General features: G+C 31.8%; 18 protein-coding genes and 1 pseudogene. 2 read left to right on the top strand and 17 right to left on the bottom strand.

The features are described 5' to 3' along the window. Positions 1-81 precede the first annotated feature (81 nt). The gene (glyA, locus tag ACREWB_RS13970; RefSeq protein ID WP_431548364.1) at positions 82-1,311 is read right to left on the bottom strand and encodes a serine hydroxymethyltransferase; all 1,230 of its coding nucleotides are present in this window, start codon (positions 1,309-1,311) and stop codon (positions 82-84) included. Positions 1,312-1,546: 235 nt separating this feature from the next. Between glyA and ACREWB_RS13975 the strand changes: the two genes are divergently transcribed. Beyond that, the gene (locus ACREWB_RS13975; protein WP_431548059.1) at positions 1,547-2,320 is read left to right on the top strand and encodes a threonine/serine exporter family protein; all 774 of its coding nucleotides are present in this window, start codon (positions 1,547-1,549) and stop codon (positions 2,318-2,320) included. After that, complete coding sequence (locus ACREWB_RS13980) at positions 2,317-2,760, top strand: threonine/serine exporter family protein (protein ID WP_431548060.1); 444 nt, start codon at positions 2,317-2,319, stop codon at positions 2,758-2,760. Before ACREWB_RS13975 ends, ACREWB_RS13980 begins: the two co-directional genes overlap by 4 nt. Positions 2,761-2,791: 31 nt before the next feature. Here ACREWB_RS13980 and ACREWB_RS13985 read toward each other — a convergent pair whose 3' ends face one another. The 16 genes and pseudogenes from ACREWB_RS13985 to tgt form a co-directional block, all read right to left on the bottom strand. After that, positions 2,792-3,079 (bottom strand): metal-sensitive transcriptional regulator, encoded by a 288-nt coding sequence (locus ACREWB_RS13985; RefSeq protein WP_431548061.1) that lies wholly within the window; start codon positions 3,077-3,079, stop codon positions 2,792-2,794. A gap of 118 nt (positions 3,080-3,197) precedes the next feature. Next, positions 3,198-4,982: an aspartate--tRNA ligase gene (aspS, locus tag ACREWB_RS13990; protein ID WP_431548062.1), complete on the bottom strand. Its 1,785-nt coding sequence runs from the start codon at positions 4,980-4,982 to the stop codon at positions 3,198-3,200. A 24-nt stretch (positions 4,983-5,006) separates the two neighbouring features. After that, complete coding sequence (gene hisS / locus ACREWB_RS13995; RefSeq protein ID WP_431548063.1) at positions 5,007-6,260, bottom strand: histidine--tRNA ligase; 1,254 nt, start codon at positions 6,258-6,260, stop codon at positions 5,007-5,009. Between the two features lie 24 nt (positions 6,261-6,284). After that, a complete protein-coding gene (locus ACREWB_RS14000; RefSeq protein WP_431548064.1) occupies positions 6,285-7,712 on the bottom strand; it encodes a coproporphyrinogen III oxidase in 1,428 nt (475 codons plus the stop codon). 50 nt (positions 7,713-7,762) lie between these two features. Then, on the bottom strand, positions 7,763-8,371 hold the full coding sequence (locus ACREWB_RS14005; RefSeq protein WP_431548065.1) for an MBL fold metallo-hydrolase: 609 nt from the start codon (positions 8,369-8,371) through the stop codon (positions 7,763-7,765). A 10-nt stretch (positions 8,372-8,381) separates the two neighbouring features. Further along, complete coding sequence (gene dtd / locus ACREWB_RS14010; protein ID WP_431548066.1) at positions 8,382-8,828, bottom strand: D-aminoacyl-tRNA deacylase; 447 nt, start codon at positions 8,826-8,828, stop codon at positions 8,382-8,384. A gap of 36 nt (positions 8,829-8,864) precedes the next feature. Continuing rightward, the gene (locus ACREWB_RS14015) at positions 8,865-11,048 is read right to left on the bottom strand and encodes a RelA/SpoT family protein (RefSeq protein WP_431548067.1); all 2,184 of its coding nucleotides are present in this window, start codon (positions 11,046-11,048) and stop codon (positions 8,865-8,867) included. A gap of 119 nt (positions 11,049-11,167) precedes the next feature. Continuing rightward, positions 11,168-11,686, bottom strand: a complete 519-nt coding sequence (locus ACREWB_RS14020; RefSeq protein ID WP_431548068.1) for an adenine phosphoribosyltransferase — start codon at positions 11,684-11,686, stop codon at positions 11,168-11,170. A 145-nt stretch (positions 11,687-11,831) separates the two neighbouring features. Next, positions 11,832-12,689 carry a DHH family phosphoesterase gene (locus tag ACREWB_RS14025; RefSeq protein WP_431548069.1) on the bottom strand — a complete coding sequence of 286 codons (858 nt, stop codon included), beginning with the start codon at positions 12,687-12,689 and terminating at the stop codon, positions 11,832-11,834. Positions 12,690-12,864: 175 nt separating this feature from the next. Next, entirely contained in the window at positions 12,865-13,767 is a 903-nt protein-coding gene (gene secF, locus ACREWB_RS14030) for a protein translocase subunit SecF (protein ID WP_431548365.1), read from the bottom strand. Beyond that, positions 13,759-15,018, bottom strand: a pseudogene (gene secD / locus ACREWB_RS14035) (protein translocase subunit SecD); the annotation flags it as partial. The pseudogene secD and the gene secF, both read right to left, overlap by 9 nt. A 52-nt stretch (positions 15,019-15,070) precedes the next feature. Continuing rightward, positions 15,071-16,435 carry a thioether cross-link-forming SCIFF peptide maturase gene (scfB, locus tag ACREWB_RS14040; RefSeq protein ID WP_431548070.1) on the bottom strand — a complete coding sequence of 455 codons (1,365 nt, stop codon included), beginning with the start codon at positions 16,433-16,435 and terminating at the stop codon, positions 15,071-15,073. A 64-nt stretch (positions 16,436-16,499) separates the two neighbouring features. Continuing rightward, the gene (gene scfA, locus ACREWB_RS14045) at positions 16,500-16,637 is read right to left on the bottom strand and encodes a six-cysteine ranthipeptide SCIFF (protein WP_291642987.1); all 138 of its coding nucleotides are present in this window, start codon (positions 16,635-16,637) and stop codon (positions 16,500-16,502) included. A gap of 68 nt (positions 16,638-16,705) precedes the next feature. Further along, positions 16,706-17,074 (bottom strand): TIGR04086 family membrane protein, encoded by a 369-nt coding sequence (locus tag ACREWB_RS14050; RefSeq protein ID WP_431548071.1) that lies wholly within the window; start codon positions 17,072-17,074, stop codon positions 16,706-16,708. 103 nt (positions 17,075-17,177) lie between these two features. Further along, positions 17,178-17,468 (bottom strand): preprotein translocase subunit YajC, encoded by a 291-nt coding sequence (gene yajC / locus ACREWB_RS14055; RefSeq protein ID WP_431548072.1) that lies wholly within the window; start codon positions 17,466-17,468, stop codon positions 17,178-17,180. Between the two features lie 80 nt (positions 17,469-17,548). Next, positions 17,549-18,673: a tRNA guanosine(34) transglycosylase Tgt gene (gene tgt, locus ACREWB_RS14060; protein WP_431548073.1), complete on the bottom strand. Its 1,125-nt coding sequence runs from the start codon at positions 18,671-18,673 to the stop codon at positions 17,549-17,551. Positions 18,674-18,688: the final 15 nt, after the last annotated feature.

Below are 18,688 nucleotides of genomic sequence, written 5' to 3' on the forward strand. Positions count from 1 at the left end.
CTATATGTTTGCAGTTTCTACTTGCTATCTAAAAAAAACACCTGCCGAAGCAGATGTACTTAATATAATATTTTTTTATTTCTAATACATTGGAAATTTACTACATAACTTAATTACTTTTTCTCTAATTGCTCCCAAATCCCCTTCTCTATTTTCTATAGTCTCATTCATAAGCTCAGCTATGATTTTCATTTCTGCTTCTTTAAATCCTCTTGTAGTTACAGCCGGTGTTCCAATTCTTATACCACTTGTAACAAATGGGCTTAATGTTTCATTTGGTACAGTGTTTTTGTTTACTGTAATACCTACAAGGTCTAATAGTTTTTCAGCTTCTTTACCTGTTATGTTTTTATTTGTTAATTCTATAAGTAACAAATGGTTATCCGTACCACCAGACACTAGTTTAAAATCATATTTTAGAAGTTCTTGTCCTAGGACTTTTGCATTTTTAACTACTTGTTCAATGTAAATTTTAAATTCTGGCTTAAGGGCTTCTCCAAAGCAAACAGCTTTAGCTGCTATAGTATGCATTAATGGTCCACCTTGCATACCTGGAAAAATTGACTTATCTATTTGTTTTGCATATTTTTCTTTACATAGAATCGCTCCACCTCTAGGTCCTCTTAATGTTTTATGGGTAGTTGTGGTAACAAAATCAGCATATGGAACTGGCGACTTATGAGCACCTGTTGCAACAAGTCCTGCTATATGAGCCATATCTACAAACATTAATGCTCCTACTTCATCACAAATTTCTCTAAAAGCTGCAAAGTCTATAGCTCTTGGGTAGGCACTTGCTCCAACAACTATCATTTTAGGATTATGTTTTTTAGCTAGTGCTCGTACTTCTTCATAATCTATAGTCTCGGTTTCTAAATTAACTCCATAAGGAATAACGTTATATAATATGCCGGAAAAGTTCACTTTACTTCCATGAGTCAAGTGTCCCCCATGGCTCAAATTCATGCCTAGTATTGTATCCCCTGGTTTTAGAACAGAAAAATAAACCGCCATATTAGCTTGTGAACCTGAATGGGGCTGTACATTAGCATGTTCTGCTCCAAAAAGTTCTTTTATTCTATCTCGGGCTAAATTTTCGGCCTTATCAACTACCTCACAACCGCCATAATACCTTTTACCAGGATAGCCTTCTGCATATTTATTAGTCAATATAGAACCATTAGCTTCCATTACAGCTTTACTAACAAAATTTTCAGAAGCAATTAGCTCAATATGATCCTCTTGTCTTGTATTCTCCTCTTTAATAATATCGTAAATTGCTAAATCGCTGTTTTTTAAGTACTCTGTCATATTCATACCCTTCCTCTCATTTTTAAATTAACTCCTGTAATAATAATTCAACATAAAAAAATGTATATTGTAATTACATTATAAAATTTATTATGATTTATATCAACCTAAATATATTAAATAACTTAATTTTCTAACAAATAATACTTTGGCCTATTTATGGTATATACTAATAGTGAAATTTTTATTATTTTATATCTTAAAAAATTAGAATTAAACACTGAAAGGAGATTAAATGCATATTGATGATATCATTCATGTAGCTGCTGAAGCTGGTCAAATCATCTTAGAAAATGGCGGAGAAACTTATAGGGTAGAGCAAACAATTATTATGATATGTAAATCCTATGGCATACCACTTACTGAAAGCTTTGTTACTCCTACTGGTATTATGGTTTCTATAACTAATAGTGAAAATCAAACCATTTCATTAGTTAAAAGAATAAATACTAGAACATTTAATCTTCGTAAGGTTTCTATGATAAATAGTCTGTCTAGAGAAATAGTTTTAAATCCACTATCTATGGAGGATATGAGAAAAGAACTTGCTTATATTAACACTTTGCCCGCTTATTCCCAAAAAACTACAACTTTTTTTGCTGCTTTATCTTGTGGTTCTTTCGCCATACTTTTTGGTGGAAATTATAAAGACTTTTTAGTAGCATTTCTAATTGGAGCTCTTATAAATACTTTAAGTGGCTCCTTAGACAAATTAGATGTAAATGGTTTTCTAAAAAATATGCTTAGTGGAGCTCTAGCTGCCCTCATAGCCCTTATAGCTACTTCCTTAAATTTTGTAGGTAATATGGATACTATAATAATAGGATCTATAATGATACTAGTCCCGGGTATTTCCATAACAAACGCCATAAGGGATACTATTGCAGGTGATCTAGTTTCTGGTGTATCAAGATCTATAGAGGCTCTTTTCACAGCAATGGCAATAGCTGCAGGCACAAGTATAGTTTTTAAAATATGGGTGTTGATATTTGGAGGTGGTTCAATATGATCCTTAGTTCGTTTTATGCTTTTTTAAGTTCGCTAGGTTTTGGAGTACTCTTTAATATAAGAGGTAAAAACTTAATTATAGGATCAATTGGCGGGGGGCTCAGTTGGTTTACTTATCTTCTCATAGGAAAACTTCAACCTTCCTTAGTCTTTTCATTATTTGTTGCTTCCCTGGTTGGGAGTATTTACTCAGAAATAATGGCAAGACTCCGGAAGAGTCCTGTTACAATATTTATAATCTTAGCAATTATACCTCTTGTCCCTGGTAGTGGAATGTATTATACTACCCTTGAAGCAGTAAAGGGGAACTTTGATGCATCCCTATCTAAAGGTGTTGTAACCTTATTTAATGCAGGTGCTATTGCAATTGGGATAGTTTTTGTATCTTCTATTAGTACAATTTTAAAGAAAATAAAGAAAATAAAAAAAATAAAGAAGTAAAATTTGATATCAAATTTTACTTCTTTATTTTTTATTTTAAAAACATAAGAAAAGTTGAGACTAATTCTTGGATTTTTTCTTCTTCAATAGGATCGTCTTCATGTATAAGACAATTTTTAGTATATCTTTCTAAAACTAGCCCACCAACCTTAGTCATAGCAGAACGTACTGCGGCCACTTGCACCAGTATATTCTTACAACAAGTTTCACTATTTACCATCTTTTCTATACCTTTAACTTGACCTTCAATTTTCCTCAATCTAATTTTAATATCTCGAACTAATTGTTCATCCATTGATATATCATTTCCATTTGTCATTTTACCACTCCCATAGGTTATATTATAAGTTACTATACCCCGTATAGGTACTATTTTAATTATATCATCACAATTTATACAAATCAAGATAAAAATTAAAATAGTTTATTTTAATATATTACTTCTTTACCTCTGATTTTGTAATTCCAAGTTCTTGTAGTTGTTTATCGTCAACCATATTTGGCGCTTCAGACATTGGACAGTAAGCATTTTGATTCTTAGGAAAAGCTATTACATCTTTAATATTTTCAGTTCCAGCCAAGAACATTACAATTCTGTCTAATCCAAAAGCAAGTCCGCCGTGTGGTGGTGGTCCATATTTAAATGATTCAAGTAAAAATCCAAATCTTTCCCATGCTTTCTCCTGGGTAAACCCTAAGACTTTAAACATAGTTTCTTGTAACTTAGAATCATGTATTCTTATGCTTCCTCCACCTAATTCTTCGCCATTTAGCACAATATCATAAGCTTTTGCACGAACTCTACCTGGATCTGATTCTAAATACTGCAAATCTTCATCCATTGGCATTGTGAAAGGATGGTGTGCTGCTACAAATCTGTTTTCATCTTCGTTATAATCTACTAGTGGAAATTGTGTAACCCATACAAAGTTAAATTCCACATTATCTTTTAAAATTTCAAGTTCTTTTGCTACCTGTAATCTTAATGCACCTAATGCTTGTAGTACAATATTATCTTTGTCAGCCACTATTAGTACTAAATCTCCAGTCTTTGCCTCTACCTTGTTTAAGATAGCTTGCATTTGCACCTCATTTAAGAACTTGGATATAGGAGATTTAATTTCATTTTCTTTACATGCAATATAGGCAAGGCCTTTTGCTTTGTACGTCTTAACAAATTCACCTAATTTGTCTAATTTCTTTCTGCCCATATCTGCAGCATTTTTAACCACTATAGCCCTTACTGACCCACCATTATCAATTGCACCTTTAAATACTACAAATTCACATTCACGTGCTTCTTCAGTAATATCAATTATTTCCATTCCAAATCTTAGATCTGGTTTGTCTGATCCATATTTATCCATAGCTTCTTTGTAAGTTATTCTTTTTATAGGAAGCATAACATCTTCATTTACTACTTCTTTAAATAATTTTTTAATCAAAGCTTCATTTATGGCTATGACATCATCTTCCTCAACAAAGGACATTTCTATATCTACTTGTGTAAACTCTGGTTGTCTATTTGCTCTTAAATCTTCATCTCTAAAACATCTTGCTATCTGGAAGTACTTATCATATCCAGACACCATTAATAATTGTTTGAAAAGTTGTGGTGATTGTGGAAGTGCATAGAACATTCCAGGATAATTTCTACTAGGAACTAAATAGTCACGAGCTCCCTCAGGAGTACTTTTTGTAAGCATAGGTGTTTCTATTTCTAAAAATCCATTCTCGTCTAAAAAGTCTCTAACAACTTTAGACGCTTTATGACGTATCATAAATATTTTTTGCATGTCTGGTCTTCTTAAATCAAGATATCTATATTTTAGACGAACATTTTCTGATGCGTCTAAATTTTCTTTAATATAGATAGGAGGAGTTTCTGATTCGGATAATATCTTTATATTTTTCCCTTGAAGTTCTACTTGCCCAGTTGGCATATTATTATTGGGATCTTGCCTTTTAATAATTTCACCAGTTACAGCAATGCAGTACTCTGATTTTACTAAATCAGCCTTTACAAAAGCTTCTTTATTTATTTCCTCTCCAAATACTAACTGTAGAAGTCCCGTTCTATCCCTTAAATCGATAAAAACAAGGCCACCTAAATTTCTTTTTCTTTGGACCCAGCCCATTACTGTTACTTCATTTAATATGTGTTCTTCTCGAAGATCTCCACACATATTCGTTCTCTTTAAGCCTTCTAATGCTTCTGCCATCTTATTTCATTCCTCCCTAAAACCTTAATCATTAACTATGTTAACTATTTCTTCTAAGTTGTCTAAGTTAATTTCAAACTGTTGTCCATCAGACATTCTTTTTATCTTAGCGTTTCTACTTTGAGTTTCATCCTCACCTAAAATAATTGTAAAAGAAGCTCCGATTTTATTAGCGTATTTCATTTGTGCTTTTACACTACGTTCCATATGATCACATTCACACTTGATTCCCTTTGCTCGTAAACTGTTTACTAATTTAATTGCTTGATTTTTTGATTCCGCGTTCATTGAACCAATATAAAGTTCCATGTAATTCTCTTTAGGAATTTCTATACCATTTTCTTCTAGAGACATTAATAGTCTTTCTATTCCCATACCAAAACCCATCGATGGCATATCTGGTCCACCTATTTCACTAATTAAATTATCATATCTTCCACCACCACAAAGGGCGATTCCATTTTTGTCAAGCACTTCAAATACAGTCTTGCTGTAATAGTCAAGTCCTCTTACTATATGTGAATCAACTTCATAGTCTATATCCATAATCTTAAGATATTTTTTTAAACTTTCAAAGTGAGTACCACATTCCTCGCATATGTAATCCGATATAATTGGTGCATCTTTAACTATTTCCTTACAACTATTTACTTTACAGTCCAGAATTCGAAGTGGATTCTTTTCAAATCTGCTTACACAAGTTCCACAAAGCTCATCAAGTTTAGGCTCTAAAAATAATTTTAATGCCTCATTATATTTTTTTCTACAAACCGGACATCCCATACTGTTAATTTTAAGTTGAACACCTTTTATAGAAAGCTCACTATATATTCTCATAACAAAGCTAATTACCTCAGCATCAACAGAAGCTTCCTTAGAACCACAAACTTCAACTCCAAACTGATGATGTTCCCTAAATCTTCCCTTTTGCATTTTTTCATATCTGAAACATGGAGTAAAATAATACAGCTTTGTAGGTTGAACCTCATTGAAAAGACCATGTTCTATAAAAGCTCTTATTGCAGGAGCTGTCCCCTCTGGCTTTAGTGTAATGCTTCTTCCACCCTTGTCCTCGAAAGTGTACATTTCCTTTTGTACCACATCTGTAGTTTCTCCTACTCCTCTTATAAACAGTTCAGTATTTTCAAACATAGGTGTTCTAATTTCCTTGCACCCATATACAGAACATAATCGTTTAAATAAATTTTCTACATACTGCCATTTATAAGCATACTCTGGTAACATATCTTTAGTTCCCTTAGGCGCTTGAATATTCATTTTATTCCTCCCCTTGACTGATTTCTAATTATAAAGTGTATCTAACAATGCTATTTTTCTTTCAATCATCTCATCTATTCGTTTTATATACTCTCTAACATCTTTCACATTGGCAAATCTTTCATGCCTGTTCTCTTCTAAAAAAACAACCTTGCAAACTGCATCTGCACCAAGTGCAATGATTGTTTGTTTTTCCTCAATCATTTGAATATTGTATATTCCTTCTTTACCAGGTGTTTTATATCCTATGTTTTCCATGTTACCTACCATATTTTTCTGTCTATACATATAATAGGGTTCCATATGAAGTGTTTTGGATAGCTCTACAGTTTGCTGATACATTTTATTTAATTCTTCTTGGCAAGGAACTTCAAACTTATAATCATTAAGCATACACTCATGAAGTTTTGAACCTCTTTTTATTGATAGTCCATGAATTGTAATGCTATCAGGTTTAATTTTAGATATTTCATGGCAAGTTTTTATTACATGTGAAATTTTTTCCCCGGGAAGTCCTACTATTAAATCCATATTTATATCATCAAAACCAAGGTCTCTAGCCATATTAAATTTTTCAGAAACGCTAGCTACAGAATGATTCCTGCCGATTAGTTTTAAGGTATCCTCGTTCATAGTTTGAGGATTAATACTTATTCTATGTACTCCATATTTTTTCATAGTCGTTAACTTTTCAAAGGTTATACTGTCTGGTCTTCCACATTCTACTGTGAATTCCTTCACTTTATTGCCTACAATAAAAGCTTCGTATATAGACTGCATTATACCTTCAAACTGCTCATTATTTACAGACGTGGGAGTTCCACCTCCAAAATATACACATTCAATATTTAGATGTTTATCTTTAATATATGTACTTATACTCTCTATCTCATGTGACAGAGCCTTAAGATAAGGATCCACTACTGTTTTACAACTGTTAATAGGATTTGAGGTAAAAGAACAGTATAAACACCTTGTGGGACAAAATGGCATACCAATATAAACACTTATGTTATCTTTCTTTGTGTTAACAATATTTTGCTCAAACTTTGCAACATCAATACAAAGTCTCGCCTTATCTTCTCTCGCAACATTTTTATCTTTGAACTCAGCTATGATAGCTTCATCAGTTGCACCCTCTTGTAACCTCTCTAGAGCTCTTTTAGAAGGTCTAATTCCTATTAAAGTACCCCAAGGAAGCACACTAGTTGCATTTTTTGAAAAATATAAAAAAACAGCTTTTTTAACTTCTTCCTTAATCTTATAAACCTTATTAATTTTGTACTCATAACATTCAGCCTGGAAATGTATTTCTATTACATCATCCTTAACTTCAATATTAAAATCATAATCTTCCTCTACAAATTTAATTTCCGGAAATAGGTAGAATAAATTTATGATTTGATATACATCATAATTGTATTTTGAATTATTTAACTTTACCTTTATCATTTTAACTCCTTAATGAAACATAGAATATGTTTTTTTCCCTAAACCCTTCATTAATCCTGTAAAAAGGGATTATTTAATTTTTCACTATTTATTGTGCTAATTTGTTCGTGACCAGGATACACAATAGTATCGCAAGGCAGAGTTAATAGTTTTGATTTTATACTAGTAATTATACTGCCAAAATCACCTCCTGAAAAATCTGTTCTTCCAATTGAACCTGCAAAAAGAGTATCTCCAGTGAAAACGCAATTTTGAACTAAAAAGCACATACCACCTGGTGTATGACCTGGTGTATCTATGCAAGCAAACTCTAAGTTCGCTATTTTTATTATATCACCCTGTTTTATTAATTTATCAGCTCCACCTTTGATGAGAGGACCAAATAAATGCTCTCCCTTAGTTATTAAATCATCGTCTAATTTACTTATACATACAGTTGCCTTTGTAATGGTCTTAAGCTCCGCTACACCTGTTGTATGATCTAGATGACCGTGGGTCAAAAGAATATACTTTACACTAGCACCCATATTATTGATAGCGCGAGCTATATCATCCACATCTCCACCAGGGTCTAAAACCACAGCTTCCTTGGTCTTCTCATCCATTACAATGTAACAGTTTGATCCATATATTCCTGTAACGAGTTTTTTTATTTCCATTTTAAACCTCCTAGAAATCTTTTTTACTCTCTAAAAGCAAGGTTACTGGTCCATCATTTTGAATGAAAACTTGCATATCCGCACCAAAACTCCCAGTCTTAACTTCACCTAATATATCTTCGCACTGTTTAACAAATTCCAAATATAATACTTCTGCTTTTTCTCCACCAAGTGCTCTCATAAAATTAGGTCTTCTACCTTTTCTACAATCTCCATAAAGTGTAAATTGAGAAACCACAAGCATTTCTCCCCCTACATCTATTAAGGATTTATTCATTTTTTCATTCTCTTCAAAAATTCTAAGGTTTAATATCTTATCTTTTAAGAATTTTATATCTTCTTCTGTGTCTTCTTCGCATATTCCAAGAAGAACATTTAATCCAAAACCTATTTCACTAACTAATTCACCGTTAACTTCAACCTTTGATGATTTAACTCTTTGTACCACTGCTCTCATAAATATCCCTCTCTTAAATAGAATAATTTTATTGCCTTAGTTTTTTATTCTATAAACCTCTATTACACCAGATAATTTAGTGATTTTCTTTTGTAATTCTTTCAAATGCTCTATATCAATTATCCTAAGCTTTATATTTATTAAAGCCACATTATCTTTTGAGGTTTTTGCATTAATTGAGTATAACTGCGTTTTTGTTAATGTTATTACCTCCATTATATCGGATAACAAACCATACCTATCATCTGCTCTAATCTGAATTTCAGTAACATATCCTTTTCCCTCACTATTTCCCCAACTTACCTCAACAACTTTATTTATTTCATTGTTTATTAAGTTTTCAATGTTTTTACAGTCACATCTATGAACTGAAACTCCACGTCCCTTGGTTATATATCCTATTATTTTGTCACCTGGAACAGGATTACAGCATTTAGCAAAACGCACAAGCACATTGCCAAGGCCCTTGACTATTAAACCCGAAAAATCCACTTGCTTTTTCTCATCTTTACTTCCACTTTTAGTTATCTTTTGTTCAATATCTTCTATGGTCAAATCATCTGGTTTATTTTTATTTTCAAAAACCTCTCTAAGTCTATTAACTATAGTCGGAGACATAATATCTCCCACTCCAACACAAGCAAATAAATCATCTAAAGTTCTAAAATTATGTCTTTTATAAATTTTTTCTATTGCTTCACCCTTTGCAATTTCACCAAAATTATATCCTTGTCTCTTAGATTCTCTTTCTAATAATTCTTTTCCTTTTTCAATACTCTCATCCTTTTTTGCTTTCTTAAACCAAGATTTAATCTTACTTTTAGCTTGATTGCTTTTTGTAATATTAAGCCAATCAATACTTGGACCTTTAGGTGCACTTGAAGTTACAACCTCAACTATTTCTCCTGTTTTTAAATGATATTCCAGTGGTACCATTCTTCCATTTACTTTTGCTCCCATACACCTATTCCCTATGTCCGTATGAATTCTATAAGCAAAATCAATTGGCGTTGCATCAATAGGCAAATTAATAACCCTTCCCTTGGGCGTAAATACAAACACTTCATCTGAAAATAAATCAATTTTAAACCCTTCCAAAAATTCTTCTGCATCAAAGGTTTCTCCTTGCCATTCTAAAATATCCTTGAGCCATGAAAATTTAGAATCAAAATTTTCATTTTCACTTTCCTGTGTACTCTGTTTATACTTCCAGTGAGCTGCAATACCATATTCAGCAGTTTTATGCATCTCATAGGTTCTAATTTGAATTTCGAAAGGTTTACCATGAGGTCCTATTACAGTTGAATGCAATGATTGATACATATTTGGTTTTGGCATAGCAATGTAGTCTTTAAATCTTCCCGGAATTGGCTTGTAAACCGTGTGCACTATACCTAACGCAGCGTAGCAGTTCCCAATATCATTAACTAAAATTCTAATTGCAGTTAAATCAAAAACTTGATCTATTGTCTTGTTTTTAGACGCCATTTTTCTGTATATACTATAAAAATGTTTTGGTCTACCATCAATATCAGCTTCTATTCCAACCATATCTAAATTAAATTTTAAATCTACTATTATATTATTTATATTTTCTTCTCGCTCAACTCTTTTTTCTGCTATTTTTCTTACTAAATTATAATATTCATTTGGGTTTAAATACCTTAGTGCTAAATCTTCAAGTTCCCATTTAATTTTAGACATCCCAAGTCTGTGGGCTAGAGGGGCATAAATATCCAATGTTTCTTTTGCTTTTTGCTTTTGATTTGCTACTGGCATATATTTTAAAGTACGCAAATTATGAAGTCTATCTGCAAGTTTAATAAGGATAACCCTAATATCCTTTGCCATAGCTAATAGCATTTTTCTAATGTTATCCGCTTGTTCTTCTTGCTTAGTCTTATATTTTATTTGACCAAGCTTAGTTACGCCCTCCACTAAATTTGCTATTTCTATATTAAATTCTCTGCTTACATCTTCAAAAGTATATACTGTATCTTCAATTACATCATGAAGTAATCCTGCAACAATTGTACTTGTATCAAGCCCCATTTCTGCTAAGATACAGGCAACTTCCAGTGGATGCACAATATACGGCTCACCTGATTCTCTCTTTTGCTCTTTATGGGCAGCATAAGAAAAATCAAAGGCTTTAATAATAAGGTCTTTATCTACAGAATTACAGTTATTTTCAATTTTATATAGCAATTTTTCCAGCATGGCTTTTACACTCCTAAAATCAAAGGCTGGTTTTATTAACCAGCCGATACTTTTTACTAATATTATATAATATTGTGTAGAACTTTGCAATTTAAATTTATAAGCACAGTAGAATTTAATTAAATATCATACTTTACAAGGGACATTATATCATAGCCCTTTAACTTATCTTTTCCATTAAGTTCCGTCAACTGGATTACAAAGTTTAAAGAAACAACTTCTCCCCCCATTTGCTCTACAAGTTTTGTCACTGCTGCAACTGTACCTCCAGTAGCAAGCAAATCGTCAACTATTGCTACCTTTTGGCCAGGTTTTATTGCGTCCTTATGAATTTCTAGTCTATCTGAACCATATTCAAGGTCATACTCTACTTGCAGCGTGTCATAAGGTAACTTTCCAGGTTTTCTTACTGGCACAAAGCCTGCACCAAGAGCATAAGCCACGGGTACACCAAATAAAAAGCCTCTAGCCTCAGGTCCTACTATAATATCAATTTCTTTATCCTTTAAATATTCGGCCATAGCATCTATAGTATATTTAAGTGCTTCTCCATCTTGTAATAAGGTAGCTATATCTTTAAAACTAATTCCCTTTTTCGGAAAATCCTCTATTATTCTAATATGTTTTTTTAAATCCACGATTATTCCCCCTCTAATATAAAATCAAAATAAACAAACCATTGTTTTATTATTGGTTTAGTCAATATACATTATACTAACAATTATATATTATATTGCTATGTACATGCAACAATGTGCAACACAAAAACTATGTAAGATTCCATTAAATTATTAGACTGTTTTTTAATTCCTTATCTAAGTACTTTGATATCTGTAATGCTCTAGCACTATCTGTGGTAATAAATAACTCAACCACAATTTTAGCATTATCCATTCTTCCAACGGGATTAACAGTAGGCATTACTTTTAATGCTAAATTTGATACTGTATCCTCATTAATATTAATAATATTATGGGTTTTTTTCAGTGCACAAATTCCATAATTACTTGAACAATTTAACTGTTTTATACCTTCTAATGCAATTATTTTATTTTCACTATTTAACTTAGTTTTACTAGAAACAGTTCCAATCATTACCAAGTCCAGGTATTTGTTAACGGATTTCATCTTATAGTGTAAAGATATAGCTTGTGCGAGTTTAAAGGCTATACCTGAAGCTCCCAAGCCCTTAAAGGGGTACTTGCAACCTCTTTGTTTAGGGTCCACTACTATAGCGTCAGGACATTGTTTAATAGGCTTATGAAAATCCGTCACTATAACATCAATACCTAGTTTCTTACATGATTCTATTTCGCTTAATGAATTGATGCCACAACCTAAGGTTATTATAAGTCCTGGTCCTAAATACTTTATATGGCTATTTATATCTTTTTCTAGTAGATCGCGACTTTCGCAAGGCTCATTTGGTATAAAATACTCAACATCAGCATTTACAAAATTAAGCACTAGCATAAGTACGGAAATTGCCGTAATACTATCCAAATCATAAAAACCATAAAGAACAATTTTTTCTCTTTTATTTATAGCTTTCACAATTCTATATAATGCAGCTCCCATTCCCTTTAACAAAAATGGATTATACATATTATAATCTATAAAGTAATTATTGGTTTTTTGCATGTTTTTGTGATAATCCACCATAAACACTCCTTAAAGTTAATAGAAACATAATAAGTATAATTTAAATTTTATAATTTTACAAATTTTTTTTTTAAAAATAATAAAAAAGACGAAGAAGTAATTATTTTGTCATACTTCTTCGTCTAATTCTATTATTATATTAGTTCCCACAATCTTAAGCTACTGATTTTTTTGATACTTTCTTACTTCTTTTTTTAAGCAGTACCCAAGTAGGACTTGCTATAAAGATTGAAGAATAACACCCAACTAATATTCCTATTATTAGTGGAAGACTAAGTTCTCTTATAGCTGGTACAAACACGTATACTGCAACTATAGTAAATAATGTTGTAGCAACAGTATTTATTGATCTTGCTAGTGTTTGTGTAATACTTGTATTCGTAATATCTTCTATGGATGACTTTTTCATGCCATTATTATTTTCTCTTATTCTGTCAAATACTACGATAGTATCATTAATTGAGTACCCGACTATAGTTAGAATAGCCGCTATAAAAGGTGAATTTACTGGTATGCTAAATATTGCATATACACCAAGAGTAATTAATATATCATGTACGAGTGCCGTTACAGCTGCAAATCCGAATTTAAATTCGAATCTAATACCTATATATATTAACATGCAAATAGTAGCAGCAATTAAACCCATTAATGCTTTTGATTTTAATTCACTACCAATAGATCCTCCAATATAATTTTGTGAAAATTCACTAGATTTATATACAGCTTTGATTTCATCTTCCAAAGCAGCTATTTCATCAGCAGAAAGAGCATCACTAACGATTACTTCGAAATCTTTACCATTATCTACAGTTTTAGATGTATACTCACCCTTTGCGCTTTTATCAATTATTTTATCTACATCTGCTTTAATAAATTTCTGATTCATACTTATATCTAGTTTTGTACCACCTTTGAAATCTATACCTAAGTTTAGTCCTTTTGTCGCCATAGCTCCCATTCCTATTAAAATTATTAATAGAGAAATAGCAAACCATATTTTAGTTTTTTCAACTATCTTAAATGTTTTATAAGGTTTGGCCGGGTTCCTATTCACACCAAAATGAGATGTTTTATTTAATAGTCCCATTCCAACCGCTAATTTTAATAAGTATTTTGTACTAGTAAACGCCGTAAATACACTTAAAGCTATACCAATCATAAGTGTTAGTGCAAATCCTTTAACTGCTCCTGTTCCTACTGTGTACAAAACTATAGCAGCAATTATAGTTGTAATATTTGAATCTAGTATTGATGACAGCGCTTTATGAAAGCCAGAATCCACAGCGGATTTTATTGATTTTCCAGTTTTAAGCTCTTCTTTTATTCTCTCAAATATTAAAACATTAGCATCTACTGCCATACCAACTGTAAGGAGGAATGCAGCTATGCCTGCCAGCGTAAGTGTTACATTAAGAGCTGAGAATGTTCCAAGAACCAAAACCACATATAAAATCAGTGATATATCTGCAATTATTCCAGGTGCTCTATAATATAATAGCATAAATAATAATATAAATAATATTCCTATAGCTCCAGCTTTCATACTTAATGGCAATGCATTCTTACCTAAAGTAGCTCCAACTGTTTTAACTGAAACAGCTTTGAGTGTTACAGGAAGTGCTCCTGATTTTATAATTTGAGCTTGCCTTGTAGCTTCTTCTAAGGTATATTTTCCTGAAATTTCAGCCTTACCATCTGTAATGACGTCATTCACTGTAGGGCTAGTTAACTCAACATCATCCATAAAAATAGTAATTGGCTGTCCTAAAAATTTCTTTGTAGCTTCAGCAAATTTTTTCTTACCTGCTTCATTAAGTTCAAGATTTATAACAGGTTGATTATTCTGATTTATGGACGTAGAAGCACCTTTTACTTCTGTTCCAGTAAGAATAGTAACTTTATCAGGTCCAACAAATTTAAGCACTCCTGATTTTGCAACAGTATCAAGGACTTCCTTTTGATCGAATTTACCTGGTATTTCTATTCTGATTCTATTATTTCCTTCTTGAACAACTAGAGTTTCGCTAACTCCCATTTTATTGGTCCTCATAGTAATAAGTTCAATTGTTGTACTCATGTCTTTGTCAGAAACTTTTTTCCCTTGAATTTCTTCTAACACAGAAATTCCACCTTGTAAATCTAAACCTCTATTAATTGTTTCAGTGAATGGTTTAAACCTATAATCTCCTATTTTAAGCCCTTGGAAACCAGTATATGCTAATATTCCAACAACAAATACACTGATTAAAAACAGTATAGTGCTTTTTTTGTTTTTCATCTTTATCCCCCTCCGCTTCTTATTCATGAATACAATTATATTATGATTAACTTAATTAGTCAATATTGGATAAATATAATTAATTATTCATAGTTTTTGCTTTTAAAGCTATAGCGCATTCTATTCTTTTCTTTTGCATCTTGCAGCCAATTTCATAAGGAATATGCATATCTCCATTGAAATTAAAATTATTTGCTTGGCATCCGCCACTACAATAAAATTTAGCCCAGCAATCTCTGCATGTTGGTTTGTTATAAATATGTGCCTCTTTAAACTCTTTTTCTATCTTATTACTACTCATTCCATTATATATATCACCCATTAGAAAATCTTTGTTGCCAACAAATTGATGACAAGGGTATATTTCACCATCTGGAGTAACAGCTATATATTCATGACCCGCTCCACATCCAGAGATTCTCTTATAAACACAGGGTCCACCTTTAAGGTCTATGTTAAAGTGATAAAACTTAAATTCATTTCCGTCCTTATATCTTTGAAGCATATCACTATACAATTTATCATATTGCTCAAAAATAATTGGTAAGTCCTCTTCTCTAAGTGATAATTCATGTTCAGGCGGAAGTACTACAGGTTCTATAGATATTTCTTTAAACCCTAAGTCTGCCATATGTTTTATGTCTTCGAAAAAGTCAGTATTTTCTCTAGTGAAAGTTCCCCTTACATAATAAGCTTTTGACTTATCCCTCATATCAACCATTTGTTTGATTTTCGGAAGAATATTATCATAAGAACCGCTTCCATCTACTTTTACTCTAACCTTATCATTAACCGATTTTCTACCATCTATGCTAAGTACTATATTACCCATATTTTCATCCATATATTTCATAATTTCATCATTGAGTAATGTTGCATTAGTTGTCATAGTAAATCTTATAGATTTGTTATAAATTTTTTCTTGTCCTTTAGCATATTCCACTATTTCTTTTATTGTATCAAATACCATAAGTGGCTCTCCACCGAATAAATCTACCTCGATGTTTTTTCTTGGACCGGACTTTTCTATAACAAAATCTATTGCTTTCATGCCTACTTTAGCTGACATTACGCTTCTAGCGCCATGATATTCGCCCTCATCAGCAAAACAATATTTACACCTTAAATTACAATCATGTATTACGTTTAAGCACAGTGCCTTTATGTAAGACTCCGTATTGGAAATATTCATTGCAATATCTTCATATAAATCTTTTGAGTATAGAAGTTCTCCATCGATTAATTCCTGAATTTCCCCGTAAGCTTCTTCAATATCTTTAACCTCATATTTTTCTTTGAAAATTTTTGTGGCCTCTTCTTTTAATTTAAGTGAATTCTCATCCAAAAGATCATAAACTATTTCATCAACCACGTGTATTGACCCAGAATTTACATCTATTACATAGTACTCATTATCTTTAATATATTTATGAATTAGTGCCAAGTTGTTTTCCTCCTAACTAAAGTTTAAAGCAGTAACTCTAAGTGTTACTGCTACATTGTTAATATTAGTTTTCACAAGCTAAGTTAGCTACTGTACAAGATGTTTTACATGCTGATTGACAAGAATTAGCACATTCTTTACATCCTGGTTTTTTTAAGCTTTCTTTAACACTTGCTTTATTTATAGTTTTTATATGTTTCATTTTTATTCCTCCATTTCTAAAGTTATCCTATGAATTATATCATAACATTCTTGCTAAATAAAGTATTTCTATAAATTTATTCCAAGCATTCCTGAAAAAGTACCTATACCCAAAGCTAACACTGTTCTTGTTACTTCTCTCATTCCAATAGCAGTATTTCCACCACCAGCTACTTTAACTAAATATAACACTAACATATAAGTAGCCGCCACCATAATACCCATTAGCCAACCTTTTTCACCAGCCTTTTTGGCAGCATATACTGATCCATAAAGCACACTAACTAATGTTATTACAATATAAAAAACAGATGTAACCTTCATGCTAGCCGGAAAAAAGCTTGTTATCACAGAGTAAATTATAAGTACAACCAAAGTTAAAATTGCAGCTCTAAAAACTCCTTCGCCAGCACAAGAATATTTAATTTTCTTTTCCATGTAAATCCCCCCCTTTTTATATAAATTTCAATTTAAATTTTTTTTAGTTGAAATCTATAATATTAAAATTATGATTAAAAAGGGGGTTTTATTACTTAATTCACTATTTTTTCTCTACTATTTCAGCACTGTTTGTAACTATAACTGTACCTATTCCACTTTTTGCTAATTTAAATCTAGTTCTGTCTGGACCGCTTTCAAGTACAACGTACTCATCTTGGATGTTGATTATTTTTCCCATTATACCGCCTTTAGTCATTACTTCATCATTTACTTTTAAATTATTTAAAAGTGCAGCATATTTTTTCTTTCTTTTATTTTCCGGTATAAAAATTACTAGATAAAACACTCCCAGCATTAATATTAAAGGTAATAAAGATCCTAATTGTCCCATTTATATTCCCCTCCTTTCGGTATTTTTTTTAAATTTATAATAAAATAATTTTTCCATAAAAAATAATAGAACAATTATATTTATTCATTCCACGCGGCAAGTTTTTCAGCCTTAAACTCTTCAAAACAATCATTATCAATGGCAGATCGTATTTCTTCCATAAGTTTATTATAAAAATACAGATTATGGAGCACACAAAGCCTCATAGCTAACATTTCTTTTGCCTTGAATAAATGCCTTATGTAGGCTCTTGTATAATTTTTACAAGCAGGACATTGGCAACCTTCATCAATAGGTGCTTCATCAAGTTCAAATTTAGCGTTCATTATATTTATTCTACCATCTTTAGTAAACAAATGTCCATGTCTTCCATTTCTTGCTGGAAGTACACAATCAAAAAAGTCTACTCCCCTTGATACTGCTTCTAAAATATTACTAGGATACCCTACGCCCATAAGATATATTGGTTTATCCTCTGGCAAGTATGGGACCACTGCGTCAATAATTCTATACATATCTTCATGGGACTCTCCTACCGCAAGGCCACCTATAGCATATCCATCCAACTCCATTTTGCTGATTGTTTTAGCATGTTCTATTCTAATATCCTCGTATGTTCCGCCTTGATTTATACCAAATAACATCTGTTTGTTATTTATGGTGCCTTCTATAGAATTAAGTCTATCCATTTCAATCTTACACCGCTTAAGCCACCTAGTAGTTCTTGCTACTGAATCAACTACATATTCTCTAGTGGAAGGGTTTGGTATACATTCATCAAAGGCCATTGCAATGGTAGATCCTAAATTACTTTGTATTTGCATACTTTCTTCTGGACCCATGAATATTTTATGACCATCAATATGTGAATTAAAGTAAACTCCCTCTTCTTTAATTTTTCTCATAGCAGATAAAGAGAAAACTTGAAATCCACCTGAATCTGTAAGAATAGGTCTATCCCAATTCATAAATTTATGAAGTCCTCCCATTTGTCTTACAACCTTGTCTGTTGGCCTTAAGTGTAAATGATAAGTATTGGATAATTCCACTTGGCAGCTAATGTCCTTTAAATCCATGCTAGATACTGCTCCTTTAATAACTCCTTGCGTTCCTACATTCATAAATACAGGTGTTTGAATAACACCATGAGGTGTGGTAAATTCACCACGTCTTACTTTACCACTTTTCTTTAGTAATTTATACATAACTTACCTTCTTTC

It is taken from the genome of Clostridium sp. (assembly GCF_050717635.1).
Taxonomy (GTDB): domain Bacteria; phylum Bacillota; class Clostridia; order Clostridiales; family Clostridiaceae; genus Clostridium_AD.

What these genes read in the sequence shown, in the direction of transcription:
- glyA (WP_431548364.1), bottom strand. Translation starts at nt 1,311, where the DNA reads ATGACAGAGTACTTAAAAAACAGCGATTTAGCAATTTACGATATTATT.
- ACREWB_RS13975 (WP_431548059.1), top strand. Translation starts at nt 1,547, where the DNA reads ATGCATATTGATGATATCATTCATGTAGCTGCTGAAGCTGGTCAAATC.
- ACREWB_RS13980 (WP_431548060.1), top strand. Translation starts at nt 2,317, where the DNA reads ATGATCCTTAGTTCGTTTTATGCTTTTTTAAGTTCGCTAGGTTTTGGA.
- ACREWB_RS13985 (WP_431548061.1), bottom strand. Translation starts at nt 3,079, where the DNA reads ATGACAAATGGAAATGATATATCAATGGATGAACAATTAGTTCGAGAT.
- aspS (WP_431548062.1), bottom strand. Translation starts at nt 4,982, where the DNA reads ATGGCAGAAGCATTAGAAGGCTTAAAGAGAACGAATATGTGTGGAGAT.
- hisS (WP_431548063.1), bottom strand. Translation starts at nt 6,260, where the DNA reads ATGAATATTCAAGCGCCTAAGGGAACTAAAGATATGTTACCAGAGTAT.
- ACREWB_RS14000 (WP_431548064.1), bottom strand. Translation starts at nt 7,712, where the DNA reads ATGATAAAGGTAAAGTTAAATAATTCAAAATACAATTATGATGTATAT.
- ACREWB_RS14005 (WP_431548065.1), bottom strand. Translation starts at nt 8,371, where the DNA reads ATGGAAATAAAAAAACTCGTTACAGGAATATATGGATCAAACTGTTAC.
- dtd (WP_431548066.1), bottom strand. Translation starts at nt 8,828, where the DNA reads ATGAGAGCAGTGGTACAAAGAGTTAAATCATCAAAGGTTGAAGTTAAC.
- ACREWB_RS14015 (WP_431548067.1), bottom strand. Translation starts at nt 11,048, where the DNA reads ATGCTGGAAAAATTGCTATATAAAATTGAAAATAACTGTAATTCTGTA.
- ACREWB_RS14025 (WP_431548069.1), bottom strand. Translation starts at nt 12,689, where the DNA reads ATGCAAAAAACCAATAATTACTTTATAGATTATAATATGTATAATCCA.
- scfA (WP_291642987.1), bottom strand. Translation starts at nt 16,637, where the DNA reads ATGAAACATATAAAAACTATAAATAAAGCAAGTGTTAAAGAAAGCTTA.
- ACREWB_RS14050 (WP_431548071.1), bottom strand. Translation starts at nt 17,074, where the DNA reads ATGGAAAAGAAAATTAAATATTCTTGTGCTGGCGAAGGAGTTTTTAGA.
- yajC (WP_431548072.1), bottom strand. Translation starts at nt 17,468, where the DNA reads ATGGGACAATTAGGATCTTTATTACCTTTAATATTAATGCTGGGAGTG.
- tgt (WP_431548073.1), bottom strand. Translation starts at nt 18,673, where the DNA reads ATGTATAAATTACTAAAGAAAAGTGGTAAAGTAAGACGTGGTGAATTT.